This is a genomic window from Acetobacter sp., assembly GCF_047723915.1.
Classification (GTDB): domain Bacteria; phylum Pseudomonadota; class Alphaproteobacteria; order Acetobacterales; family Acetobacteraceae; genus Acetobacter.
The window spans coordinates 1846-14478 of sequence record NZ_JBDOBQ010000020.1 but is presented as its reverse complement, the minus strand read 5'-3'; the positions used below and the strand labels follow the sequence as shown (position 1 = coordinate 14478).

General features: G+C 62.5%; 12 protein-coding genes. 6 read left to right on the top strand and 6 right to left on the bottom strand.

Features of this window, described 5'->3' with window-relative positions; genetic code table 11:
• Window positions 1-20: 20 nt before the first annotated feature.
• Together dapE and ABF990_RS10795 are read left to right on the top strand one after the other, a co-directional pair.
• Window positions 21-1361: a succinyl-diaminopimelate desuccinylase gene (gene dapE / locus ABF990_RS10800; RefSeq protein WP_415500295.1), complete on the top strand. Its 1341-nt coding sequence runs from the start codon at window positions 21-23 to the stop codon at window positions 1359-1361.
• Window positions 1358-1981 (top strand): hypothetical protein, encoded by a 624-nt coding sequence (locus tag ABF990_RS10795; protein WP_415491773.1) that lies wholly within the window; start codon window positions 1358-1360, stop codon window positions 1979-1981. The genes dapE and ABF990_RS10795 overlap by 4 nt, the downstream gene beginning before the upstream one ends.
• A 289-nt stretch (window positions 1982-2270) precedes the next feature.
• On the opposite strand, the gene truA is transcribed toward ABF990_RS10795, so the two are convergent.
• From truA to def, 3 genes are all read right to left on the bottom strand, one after another.
• Window positions 2271-3050, bottom strand: a complete 780-nt coding sequence (truA, locus tag ABF990_RS10790) for a tRNA pseudouridine(38-40) synthase TruA (protein ID WP_415491774.1) — start codon at window positions 3048-3050, stop codon at window positions 2271-2273.
• Window positions 3043-3993, bottom strand: a complete 951-nt coding sequence (fmt, locus tag ABF990_RS10785) for a methionyl-tRNA formyltransferase (protein ID WP_415491775.1) — start codon at window positions 3991-3993, stop codon at window positions 3043-3045. The genes truA and fmt overlap by 8 nt, the downstream gene beginning before the upstream one ends.
• Window positions 3994-4106: 113 nt before the next feature.
• A complete protein-coding gene (gene def, locus ABF990_RS10780; protein ID WP_415500296.1) occupies window positions 4107-4667 on the bottom strand; it encodes a peptide deformylase in 561 nt (186 codons plus the stop codon).
• A 251-nt stretch (window positions 4668-4918) separates the two neighbouring features.
• Here def and ABF990_RS10775 point away from each other — a divergent pair, with 251 nt between their 5' ends.
• Both ABF990_RS10775 and ABF990_RS10770 read left to right on the top strand, forming a co-directional pair.
• On the top strand, window positions 4919-5419 hold the full coding sequence (locus tag ABF990_RS10775) for an Hsp20 family protein (RefSeq protein WP_415491777.1): 501 nt from the start codon (window positions 4919-4921) through the stop codon (window positions 5417-5419).
• Window positions 5420-5435: 16 nt separating this feature from the next.
• Complete coding sequence (locus ABF990_RS10770; protein WP_415491778.1) at window positions 5436-5702, top strand: hypothetical protein; 267 nt, start codon at window positions 5436-5438, stop codon at window positions 5700-5702.
• A gap of 145 nt (window positions 5703-5847) precedes the next feature.
• Here the strand turns inward: ABF990_RS10770 and hpf are convergent, their stop codons facing one another.
• Window positions 5848-6441: a ribosome hibernation-promoting factor, HPF/YfiA family gene (gene hpf, locus ABF990_RS10765; RefSeq protein ID WP_415491779.1), complete on the bottom strand. Its 594-nt coding sequence runs from the start codon at window positions 6439-6441 to the stop codon at window positions 5848-5850.
• 314 nt (window positions 6442-6755) lie between these two features.
• Here hpf and ABF990_RS10760 point away from each other — a divergent pair, with 314 nt between their 5' ends.
• On the top strand, window positions 6756-7034 hold the full coding sequence (locus ABF990_RS10760; RefSeq protein WP_415506606.1) for a hypothetical protein: 279 nt from the start codon (window positions 6756-6758) through the stop codon (window positions 7032-7034).
• 97 nt (window positions 7035-7131) lie between these two features.
• On the opposite strand, the gene ABF990_RS10755 is transcribed toward ABF990_RS10760, so the two are convergent.
• Both ABF990_RS10755 and tauD read right to left on the bottom strand, forming a co-directional pair.
• On the bottom strand, window positions 7132-8559 hold the full coding sequence (locus ABF990_RS10755) for an amino acid permease (protein WP_415500298.1): 1428 nt from the start codon (window positions 8557-8559) through the stop codon (window positions 7132-7134).
• Between the two features lie 106 nt (window positions 8560-8665).
• Window positions 8666-9595 (bottom strand): taurine dioxygenase, encoded by a 930-nt coding sequence (gene tauD / locus ABF990_RS10750; RefSeq protein ID WP_415492447.1) that lies wholly within the window; start codon window positions 9593-9595, stop codon window positions 8666-8668.
• 283 nt (window positions 9596-9878) lie between these two features.
• Here tauD and ABF990_RS10745 point away from each other — a divergent pair, with 283 nt between their 5' ends.
• A complete protein-coding gene (locus tag ABF990_RS10745) occupies window positions 9879-12482 on the top strand; it encodes a TonB-dependent receptor (RefSeq protein ID WP_415500299.1) in 2604 nt (867 codons plus the stop codon).
• Window positions 12483-12633: the final 151 nt, after the last annotated feature.

The window sequence follows — 12633 nt, the reverse complement described above, 5'->3', positions numbered from 1 at the left end:
GCTGTAAAAAAGGCTGCGCCATGACGGAGACGGCCCTGCAAACCCCAGCCTTCCCCGAAGGGCGTGGCGACGCGCCCGTGGGGGGGAACAAGCCTTCCGGGCACGAGGCCGGGAAGGCTGACGGGCATGCCACGGGGAATGCCAACGGGAACGCCGCTGGAAATCCCGGCGGATACTCTGGCGGACACCCCGCCGGGCAGGACTGTTCGGCGGGCGTGCCGGAGGATCTGACGGACCCGCTTGCCGTGGCGCAGGCGTTGATCCGGCAGGCATCGGTAACACCTGACCCGGGTGGGGCGCAGCAGGTTCTGGCGGCCATGCTGGAACGGCTGGGTTTTGCGGTGACGCCCCTGCCGTTCGGGGAGGGGGCGGCCCGGACTCCCAATCTTTTCGCCCGGCTGGGCACGGCTGGTCCCCATATCTGCTACGCGGGCCATACCGATGTGGTGCCGCCGGGGAACGAGGCCGACTGGCGTGTGCCGCCTTACGCGGGCACGGTGGTGGACGGCCTGCTGTACGGGCGCGGCGCATGCGACATGAAAGGCGGTATAGCGGCCTTCGTGTCGGCTGTTGCCCGTCTGGTGGCCCGTGGCGCGCCACGCGGCAGCATCAGTTTCCTGATTACGGGGGATGAGGAAGGGCCCGCTACTTACGGCACGTGCAAGGTGCTGGAATGGATGGCGCAGAACGGCCAGATTCCGTCCTATTGCCTGGTGGGGGAGCCGACAAACCCCGCGACATTGGGCGACATGCTCAAGATCGGGCGGCGGGGCAGCCTGAACGCCCATATTGTCGTCGAAGGCACGCAGGGTCATGCGGCCTATCCGCACCGTGCCGACAACCCCGTGCACCGGCTGCTGGCCGTGCTTGCGGCCCTGCGCGAGACACCGCTGGACCACGGCACGGCGTATTTCGAACCTTCAAGCCTGCAGATTACCAGCATCGATGTGGGAAATCCGGCTACCAATGTCATTCCCGCACGGGCGCAGGCGCGGCTGAACATCCGCTTTAACGATCTGCATACGGGGGCGGCGCTCAAAGGCTGGGTAGAGACGACATGCCGCAGCCATGCGCCACGCTCGACGGTGGATGTGCGGATCAGCGGCGAATCTTTCCTGACCCAGCCGGGGCCGGAAACCGAACAGCTTGTGGCGGCCATTACGCAGGTAACAGGCCTGGTGCCCGCGCTGGATACGGGGGGCGGCACGTCCGACGCCCGGTTTATCGCGCAGTATTGCCCGGTTTCGGAATTCGGGCTGGTGGGGGCCAGCATTCACAAGGTGGATGAACATACCCCGGTCGCGGACCTGCGGAAGCTGACAGAGATTTACGAAACCTTTCTCAAAGGGGTGGGGATGTGATTCCCGATACGGACAGGCCGGCAGCCATCAAGCGCATTCTGCAGGGCATGCTGCTGCTGGCCAGCGGCAGGCGTGAAGGTCTGGCCTGTTTTGAAGGCACGGTGGATGCCTTTGGCGCGGCTCTGGCGCCCCAGCTTGCCTTTTTGCTTGTGGGCGCGATCCAGGTCTTTTTGCAGCCCGACAAGATCATGGAGGCGACAAAGCTGCTGTTGTCTCTGTGCGTGCTGTTCATACCCGCCGTGGTGACGCATGCCTACGCAAAGCACTGGGGGCGGGAAACCCTGTGGCTGCGCTATATTACCGCCGCGACCTGGTGCAACTGGGTGGTGGTGCTGGTCTCCCTGGTCTGTACCATTCTGGCGTCGCTGCTGTTCCCGGCCCTGATCAGCCAGCCGGGTTTCATGGCGGCTCTGGTGTTTGTTGCGGCGGCTTATGAGATGTGGCTGCAATGGTTCGTGGCCCGGACGGGGCTTGGCATTGGTGGTGTCAGGGCCGGCCTGCTCTATGGTTCGGTTCTGGCGGCCAGCTTTGTGCTTTACGGGCTGGCAGCGCTGTTTCCGCCGCATTATGTGGTGATCAAGGACCTGCTTCAGCCCATGATCGCACTCAAGCAGAACTGAGCGACTGAAAGCCAGAAGCTGTTCCGGAGGTCGGAGCGAGGAATTTTACTGGCACCTCCCGCACCCGCAAAGGTGGCGGCGGCTTCCCTTATCTTAAGACAGATGGGTTCTCAGCCCTATGGCGGGGTTTCGGGGCAACGCCCCAAGGGCACTGGCCTGGCTATCGCGGAAAAAGCAGTGCCTGGAACAGCTTTGTGTCGCGGGCGCAGGCCCGGCATCTGGCTTCATATACAGGCGCCTGCCTGTGTTCTCCCCCACTATTCGCCAGCCCGGTATTGTGCCGGGTGTGTCAGGCAAACGGGTCGGGTTCGTAGCCCACACCGTTGAGGTAAAGCCCCTCTGGCGGGGCGGTGGGTCCTGCTGCGGCACGTGCGCGGGCCTGAAGGGCCTCGGCTACGCGCTCCGGTGCCCATTGCCCGGTGCCCACCAGCTTGAGTGTGCCCACCATGTTACGCACCTGATGGTGCAGAAAAGACCGCGCCTTGGCAAAAACAAGAACATGATCGCCCTCGCGCCGGATGCTTAACGCATCCAGCGTGCGCATCGGGCTGTTTGCCTGACATGCGGCCGCCCGGAAGGACGTGAAGTCATGCGCGCCCAGCAGGTGGTTGGCGCCCTCCTGCATGCGGGCGATATCCAGCGGGGATTTGACGTGCCAGACATGGCCGGCCGCCAGTGCAGGCCGGGCGCGGCGGTTCAGGATCCTGTACTGGTAAGACCGCCACGTGGCTGAAAACCGCGCACTCCACTCGGGGCTGACGGGGGCTGCGTCCAGCACGACCACGGCGTGGGGGCGCAGGTGGTAGCTCAGCCCCTCGCGCACGGTATGGGGGGTCAGTCGCGCATGGACAGGAAAATCCAGATGCGCGACCTGTGCGAGCGCATGCACCCCGGCATCGGTCCGGCCAGCGGTAATGCTGGGCACTGTTGCCCCACCCGCCAGATGGCTGGCCGCTGTTTCCAGCAGGGCCTGCACGGACACGCCCGAGGCCTGGCGTTGCCAGCCCACCAGCCCCGTGCCGTCATATTCGACCCGCACCGCCCAACGCTGGAAGGCTGCGTCAGTCATGGTCGGGGTGGGGGTTGCCCAGCAGGGTGCCGGGTGGCAAAGGCTGGCCACGCAGGAAATCCGCGGCCTCCATCATGCCGCGACCGGGGCGTTGCAGCCGGGTCAGGCGGATGGCCCCGTCCTGGCAGGCAATGGTCAGTCGTGTGTCCAGCACCGTGCCGGGCAGGGCCGTAACCGGCCGGTTGTCCAGCGGGGCGTCCACCAGTTCGACAGCGCCGATTTTCAACACTGTGCCGTCGTCCAGCGTGGTGAAGGTGCCGGGCCAGGGGGTCAGGGCGCGCACACGCCTGTCGACTGCCTGCGCGGTCTCGGTCCAGTCTATGCGCCCGTCATCGCGCGTCAGGCGTGGGGCGTAGGTGACCCCGGCTTCCGGCTGGGGCCGGGGTGCCGGGTTTTCGGCCAGAACGCGCAGGATCATGGCCCCCCCCAGTTCTGCCAGCGTGTCATGCAGGGTGCTGGCGGTGGTGTGGGGGGTAATGGGCACGGCGTGCGAGAGCAGCATGGGGCCGGTATCCAGCCCGGCTTCCATCTGCATGATGGTGACCCCGCTTTGCGTATCGCCCGCCAGAATGGCGCTCTGGATGGGGGAGGCCCCGCGCCAGCGTGGCAGCAGGCTGGCATGGATGTTCAGGCAGCCCCGGCGTGGCGCGTCCAGCATGGTCTGGGGCAGGATCAGCCCGTAGGCGGCCACAATGGCTGCGTCGGCCTCCAGCGCGGCAAAGGCGTCCCATTCCTCCTGGTTGCGGCGCAGGGATACCGGGTGCCGGACAGGCAGGCCAAGCGCTTCTGCCGCCTGCTGTACGGGGGAGGCGCGCAGCGCCTTGCCGCGCCCGGCGGGGCGTGGTGGCTGGGAATATACGGCTGCGATATCGTGCCCGGCATTGTGCAGCGCGCGCAGGGCAGGCACGGCGAAATCGGGCGTGCCCATGAAGACAAGACGCATGGCGAAGGGTTCCTGATCTCGGGCAACCGGCAGGGGTGCTGCCACAGCCCGGCGCGGCCGGGCCATGCTGGCAGGGGAGCCTGCGTGCCTGTGGCCCGTCCCGTGGCCGGGGGCTAGTTGCGTTTGAGGTCCTTGGCCAGGCGGCGCAGGATCATGTTGCGGCGCAGGGTGGACAGGTGGTCCACGAACAGAACCCCTTCCAGATGGTCGATTTCATGCTGGATGCAGGTGGCCAGCAGGCCATCGGCCTCGCGCTCCATGGTCTCGCCCGTTATGCTGGTCCAGCGCACACGGATGGCTTCGGGGCGCACCACCTCGGCATACTGGTTGGGCAGGGACAGGCAGCCTTCCTCGCGCACGGCCATTTCCTCGGTTTCATGCACGATTTCGGGGTTGATCATGATCATGGGCGCGCGGGCGTCGTCTTCGCCCAGGTCCACCAGCACGAAACGCTGGCTCAGCCCGACCTGCGGGGCCGCCAGCCCGATGCCCGGAGCCTTGTACATGGCCGCGAACATGCCGGGCAGGATCTTGCGGATCCCGGGCATGTCCTCGGGCGTAACCAGCCGGGCTTTCTTGCGCAGCACGGGGTGCGGCGGATTCAGGATCTCGACCGGTGTTGCCGTGGCCGACGCTGCGGCAAAGTCGGTATCTGTCATGGCTGCGTGTGTCATACTGCCCGATTTAGCGCTCTGCCTGGTCCGATACCAGAGGAAAAGCAGCCTTTTGCTTCTTGTGTGACCAGAATCTGTTACCATATCGCCACAGGGTCCGGCGGAATGACCGGGGTGCTACGCCCCATGTCCCGCCACTGTGGCTGCCGGGCTTGCGTGCGATCCGGCCTATCCCATATCGTGAGCAGACCAGATGCCACAACGGGTCTGGTCTGTGTCTCGCTCAAGACTGAGGAGGGGGCTTTAACCGAATGTCAGGCAGGCTTTTTGGCTCGCCCATGTTTTTGGGATTTGATCATCTGGAGCAGATGCTCGAACGCGCCAGCAAAGGCGCGGGCGACGGGTATCCGCCCTACAATATCGAACAGATCGCGCCCAACGGGCTGCGCATTACCCTGGCGGTAGCCGGTTTCAGGATGGACGACCTGCAGATTACGCAGGAAGATAACCAGCTTGTCATTCGTGGCCGGCAGACGGAAGAAGCGGAGGAACGCGTCTACCTCCATCGCGGTATTGCCTCGCGCCAGTTCCAGAAAGCCTTCGTTCTGGCCGAAGGAATAGAAATTGGCGGCGCCTGGCTCGATAACGGGCTTTTGCACATCGATCTGTTCCGCCCCCAGCCGGAGGTCCGCGTTAAACAGATAGAGATCGTACAGGGGGGGCAGAAACGCCCGGCGAGCGGTGGGGCCACCTTCAAGGCCCGCCCGGCCCCCCGTGTGTTGCGTCCGGTCACGGATGTGAGCGATAGCTGAAACGAAGGAGGACGCCATGAAAAGTACTCTCGAAAACGATCTCCGCCCGCTCGCGCCATTGCGGGCCGAAAGCCCGGTCGATGTGCGTCAGCTCTCGGATATGCAGTTCCGTTCACTTGGCCTGCGCAAGGTTGCCTACATGCGTCCAACCGAACTGGATGACGGGGAGGAAGGCTGCGCCATTTACGCGGCCGACGGCGCCCTGCTGGCCGTGGTGGAAGACATGGAAACCGCATGGGGGGCGATCATGCAGAACGACATGGTGCCGGCTTCGCTCCAGTAAGGGGCGACCTGTGCAGGAAAAAAGGACCGGCATGACCGGTCCTTTTTTTATGTCCGTTTCGTTTTTTTGCTGGTTTTTTATGCCTGTTACTGGCCCCGTTTTTGACGCCGCAGGGCCAGTCCGCCCTGCACGGGGCCGATCGGGCTTATACCGGCGATGTATCCACCCAGCCGATATGATTGTCATCGCGGCGGTAGACCAGGCTGATCTGCCGGTTCGCGGCGTTGCGGAACAGCAGGAAGTGGTGGCCCGAAAGATCAAGCCGCATCACGGCCTCGCCCACGGCCAGCAGGGGAATATCGGTCGCCCGTTCGGCGATAATGGTCGCGAAGGCTGCGTCCGGTGCTATGTCCTCCCCGTCGGCGGGGGCTTCGCCTTCCTCTTCCACGGGTTGCAGCACGTAGGAGCGGGCGCGCTGGGGTGCTTCCTGCCGGGTGGTGGAGCGGGTATGGGTGGTGACACGCTTGTGGTAGCGGCGCAGGCGCTTGGCGATATGTTCGGCCGCGTCGTCGAAGGCGGCATTCGCGTCGGAGGCTTCGCCCTCGCCCCGCAGGACAAGGCCGCCGCCCGCCCGGACATTGATATCGCAGGTAAAGAAAGAGCGCGCCCGACTGAAAGTGACCTGCGCGGCCAGCCCCTTGTCGAAGTATCGCTCCGCAAGCGTGCCGAGATGCGCGTTCACCCGATGTTTCAGGGCGTCGGAAAGATCAACCTGTTTACCGGAAACCTGAATATGCATAGGACATCGTTCCTTGCTGCTTGAGCAGGTCCGTCACGCCTGAAAAACCGCTGCCACTCCGCAAGCGGAATTCAGGCCCTGGCGGCTTGCCATCTGCGATGCGCTTCTAGCGTGCATCGCTTCATCTGTATTTGGACATGGGCTGTGAACTCTGTCCATGTCTTTGTTACAGTTATAAGGCACGCGGCATGCCTCGGGTTGCCTGATTTCTGAAATAGCCCCGAAGGATTTGCCCCGCGCGGCCTGCAACGCGTATAGAAGGAGCGAACTGGTCCAGCCCCTTCAGCCTCACCATGCCCGGATACCCCTTGCCCATGCTTTTGCGCTCAGCCCCGCCCCAGAACATGCCGAAAATGCCGGGAGGGTGGTCGCTATGGCGTATCAAGATCGGCTGCGTGTTTGTGCTGGCAGCGGTGTATGGCGGGTTTGTCTGGTACACGGCGCACCAGAAAATTCCGCGTGAGCTGATCCATATTCCAGCAACGGTTATCCGCATGCCGCAACCCCCGGCACCGCCAGCCCCGCCCATTCTGCTCCAGCAGCCCCCGACCCCCAGTTTTCCGACCCCCGACCTGCGGCCGGGGCGGGGCTGAGCGCCGCCTGGCGCCCATGAGCGGTCCAGAGTCAGCCCATGGGTAGTCCAGAATCAGTCCAGAGTTAGCCCACGGGTAGCCAGAGGTCAGTCAGAGGTCAGCCCGCGGTTATCCCGTGCCTGTCCCGTTCGGGGGCATCGCCGGGTGGCTGGCGCATAACCGCCGGCCCGAAGGGTGAAAAACCGATCCCGGTCAGGACCCCCACCACGCCCAGCGCCAGCAATGCATCCAGCCGTGCGGCCCGGAGGGCGAGCATGGTGGCGAACAGGCCAGGCACGACCCCCACCACCGCCAGCGCCATGACGCGTGTTTTGCGACCGGCCTTGCTCCGTGCGGATGTCGCGCGCCCTTCATGCAGGAAAGCCAGAGCCGCGAGAAAATAGTCGATCATGATCAGACTGCCCGAAGCACCCAGCAAAAGCGCATAAACGCGGGATGGCGACCACGCGGCCGAACACACGATCAGCAGTTCCAGGGCCGATGTCACGAACACCGCCCGCACCGGCACGCCGCCCTTGCTGGCCTGTTGCAGGAAACGCGGCGCGCAGTTCCCGGCCGCCAGTTCGTTCATGACGCGTGAGACCACGTATTTCGCCGAATTCAGGCAGGACAGGATGGCCAGCAGCGTTACCCCCACGACGAAGCCTTCCGCCATGCCGATATCCAGCCGCCGCATGACCGCAAGAAAGGGGGACTGGCCGGAAACGACGTTCCTCCAGGATATGACGGACAGGATGGCCAGCAGCGCGGTAAAGTAGAACAGCAGCACCATGACCGGCAGGCGGTTGACCGCGCGGCGGATATTGCCCTGGGGGTCATCGCTGTCCGCTGCCGCCACGATCGCGATTTCGCAGCCGGTGAAGGTCTGGACGATCATGGGAATAACCGCGAGCACCGCCCAGCCGCCAAGGGGAAAAAAGCCGCCATCGCCCCACAGATGGGCCGCAGCCTGCTGCCCTGCATGCGGTGTCAGCAGGCCCCAGCCCGCGCACAGCACGACAAAAAGCGCAAGGGCCACCAGCTTCAGCACCGACAGCGCGGATTCCGTTCGGCCGTAGGTCCGGACCGAAACAAGGTTGAGCAGCAGCGCGACTACAAGAAAGCCCACGGCGCCAGCAAGGGCAGGCACGCCGCACAGGGACTGGACCAGCATGCCCCCCGCCACGGCCTGCGCCCCGGCGGTCACGATCCAGAGGAACGCGTAGCTCCAGCCCACGACAAAGCTCCAGCGCGGCCCCAGCGCCTGCCCGACATGGCTGATGAACGACCCCCGCCCGCCCGAGCGCACGGCCAGTTGTTCCAGAATAAGCATGACGGCCCAGATAAAGCCCCCCGCCAGCAGGTAGGAGAGCAGAACGGCAGGCCCGGCGGCGGAGATCGTGGCCGACGCGCCAACAAGCAGCCCGGCCCCCATGATGCCGCCAACCGAGATCATGGAGACATGCCACGATGCAAGCCGTGTCGCGCCCGCCCCCGTTGTGAACGACCCTTGGGCGACTGGCCCCGTTCTGGCTGTTCCCGGCATGTCCGGCCCTGTTACGTCCGACCCTGTTACGTCTGGCTCTGTTGCCTCCGCTTTTGCTGCGCCTGCTCTCGTGGCCTCCGAATCCGGCATGCTGTCCTTTCGCACGTTACTGTCTGGAGGCCGCCGGCCCGATGGGCCTGTCCCCCTCGATGGTCACGCGGTGCATGATGCGCCGGTGCGGGCGATAATCATCCACCGCGTAATGCTGTGTCACACGGTTGTCCCAGAAGGCGACATCGCCCTCCTGCCAGCTCCAGCGCAGGGAAAACTCCGGCCGCGTTACATGCTGGAACAGGAAGTTCAGCAGGCTAGCACTTTCTTCCGGCTCCAGGCCGCAGATTTCGGTCGTAAAGCCCTGATTGACGAAAATCGCCCGTTCTCCGGTTTCGGGGTGGACCCGTATGACCGGATGTTCGACCGGCGGGCAGTTCGCGCGGGCCTGCATCCAGTCCCGCTTTTCAGCCTCTGTCCGCCCAAAGCGCGACAGCGGGAAAGAACGGGTGAACTCATGCACGGCCACAAGCCCTTCAAGCCGCTGCTTCATGCCCGATGACAGGGCCCGCCACGCGGCGGTACCGCTTGCCCACAGCGTATCGCCGCCGGACGGGGGCAGAAGCCGCGCCGCCAGAACAGAGCCAAGCGGCGGCGTGGGGCTGAATGTTACATCCGTATGCCACAGCGCATTGTCCTTGAGGTCGTTGCGGTCCGTATCCAGCAGGATGGCCTCAGGCACGCCCGGCACGGTGGGATAGACCGGGTGAATATGCAGCGGGCCGAAGGCCGCGGCGAAGTCTCTCTGCGCCTGGGGCGAAAGATCCTGGTTGCGGAAAAACAGTACCTGGTGGCGTAAAAGCAGGTCCCGGACCGTTGCCAGGTCTTTCTGCGCCAGCGGTCGTGCCAGATCCAGCCCTTCCACCACGGCGCCGATCGCGGGGGAAAGCGGGCGCACGGCAAATACATCCTCTGCCGGGTTACGATATACGCCTGTGCGGATCAGGGCTTCGGGCGGTGGCTGGAGGGATGAGCGGGAAGACATGACACATTCCTTTCAGGCAGGGTCCATTCCACGTCTGAGGAATGGTGAATTCACATACATATTTTACGAAAATATAGAGTTAGTCAATCAAGGTATCTGGGCAGGAGTATGATTGGAGTTGCTGTCTTTTGGGGGTGAACCAATAAAAACAATCAAAATTCATAGCAGAATTGATAATAACGCATAAACAGTCGTGTGTTTATGGCGCTTTGAGACTTGATAAAATTAATTGATCTGAATTACACGTTAAAAATATGATTTAACTTTTTACGGTAGTTAATTAATGACCCGATCGCGCACCCTAACCCGCATAGGCCTGACCGGCCTGCTGGCCAGCACGCTGCCTCTTCTGCCGGCTGTGGCGGAAAGCAGTGCCCGTAAACACGCCAGCGGACCTGCCAATGGGCATACTGGCGGACAGGCCGGTGGCGGACAGGCTACTGGACAGGCCGGTAAAGAAGCGGCCAGCAAGGGCGTGGGGCAGGCATCGGCAACGGTATCGGGGCAGGAAGCCGGGCGGGTGGCCGACGCCCCTCATGTGTCGCGTGCAGGGGCTGTATCCCGCGCGGGCCGGTCTGCCGCGCCCCGCGCTCTTGCTGCCAGGGGAGAGGAAATATCGGTCGCGGCCGAGCATGCCGCCCGTGGCACGCGCATCAGCCTGTCGCACCATGTTCTTGAACAGCAGGTGCCCGGCACCAATCCGCTCAAGACCCTTGCGCAACTTCCCGGCGTGCAGTTCCAGTCCGACGACCCGCAGGGGATCGACACCTATGCGGTGCAGTTTTACATGCACGGTTTCGTCCAGAACGAAATTGGCATGACGCTGGACGGCATGCCGTTGGGCGAGCCAACTTTTCGCAATTATAACGGTCTTAACCCGCTTCAGGCCATTTCGTCGGAAAACGTCGAACGGCTGGACGTGACGCAGAGTGCCGGTGCCGAATCCACTGCCAGCACCAATAACCTTGGCGGCAGTATCAATTATGTGTCGTCAACACCGCATGACAAGACCGGTGGCACCATTGCCCAGAGCTTTGGCAGCAACGCGCTCTACCACTCCTTCTTCCGTTTCGATTCCGGAAAACTGAACGAGACAGGCACCAAGTTTTTCGTATCCTATATGCGTAACGATACGGATAAATGGAAAGGCGGTGGTGACCAGTTCATGCAGCAGGTCAACGCCAAGCTCGTCCAGCCCATAGGCCAGCAAAGCCAGATCAGCGCATTTTTCGACTGGGATGCCCTGCAAATGGTCAACTATCAGGACTATACGCCTGACTGGCTGGCCAATAACGGTAGAAACCTCGATAATTTCTACGGTTTGCCCAATGCGTGGAAAAACGCATACAATGCCGCACGCGGTATTTATCCCGCCTCCTATAAAAACGTCACAGATCCCAAAGACGCCTCCTATTACGACAGTACCGCGACATCGGGCGATTATTTCGGCGGAATTACAGCCGATCTTGTCCTGACCGACAGGCTGCGCTGGCGTACGACTGCCTACGGGCATGAGGAAACCGGGCACGGCACCTACACCAACCCCTATGCCTGCGGCGGTGACGGCAGCGCCATGACCTGCTCTGCCGCGACGGACACCGTAAGCCTGAACGGCAGCCGCCTGTTCGAACAGGTCCGCAAGCCGACGGTGGAGCGGTATGGTATTCTGTCCTCGCTGGATTATACCATTGCGCGCAACGCTATTTCAGCCGGGGTCTGGTACGAAAACAACCATTATTCCACCTATGAATATGCCTATCAGGAACCCATAGGGGACCAGGGCACGCCGCTCGACCCGTTTGGCAGCTTTGCCGGTGTGCCGCGCCGCACGCTGTGGGGGCAGCAGTACAACACCAACACCTTTACCGCCTTTGTGCAGGACACCTACCGGCCGTTGCCGTCCCTTGCCCTGCATTTCGGTTTCAAGTCCGTGCTGAACACCACCCGGGTGGGGGATGCGGTCAACTGGGCAGGGCGTTTTCCGGCCCTGGCCACGAGCGAAAGCCTGACAACCGCAAAAGCTTTTCTGCCGCATATCAGCGCGGAGTGGAGTTTCCTGAAAGAGCATAGTATTTTTGTAGATATTTCAGAAAACGTTCATACCTATCCGCAGTCGGGCTATAATTCCTCCAACGCGCCCATGGCGGTGTCGCAGGTGGCGTATGACGCGGTGCGCAATACGCTCAAGCCTGAAACTGCCTGGACCTTTGCCGCGGGGTACCGCTACACCAACCGGCTTTTGCAGGGCAGCCTGTATCTGTACCGCACGAATTTCAACAACCGCCTGCAACAGATCCTGGGCAGCGTGGGGCAGGGCGGCTTTCTGAGCAACAACACGGCAACGGTGCAGAATGTTGGCGGCGTGACAATGAACGGTGTCGATGCCGGGCTGACGCTCACCCCCATCAGGGGCCTCGAATTCTTCAACAGTGTCAGTTATAACCATTCCACCTACGACCAGAACATGACCAGCGGTGGCGAAACCTACAATACCCGTGGCAAGCAGGTCGTGGGGTACCCGCAGTTCATGTACAAGACGCGGCTCTCGTACGAATGGCGTAATGTGCAGGCGTTTGTCGATGCACAGTATTACAGCGCCAGAAGTTTCGACTATGTGGGCGATTACAAAATTCCATCCTACTGGATGAGCGATCTGGGCGTGTCCTACACCTTCCACGATATCGGCCTGCACACGGGGCAGAACGCCATACTCAAGCGGCTTGTCGTGTCTTTCAATATCTACAATCTTGCCAACCAGACTTACGTTTCCACAATGGGGCAGAACGGTTACACCATGAACAATGCGGATAACGCAGCGTTCGAGAACCAGTCCATCCTGCTGGGAGCCCCCCGCCAGTTCTTCGGATCGGTTCGGGCGGAGTTCTGAAAAGAGATGACATCGCAAGCCGGTATGCTGAAAAATATGACCCGGCCTGCGGTATGAGGGTACCTGCCTGACGTTTATGCGCTCGAACGTCAGGTATCAGGTATCAGGTATCAGGTATCAGGTATCAGGTATCAGGTATCAGGTATCAGGT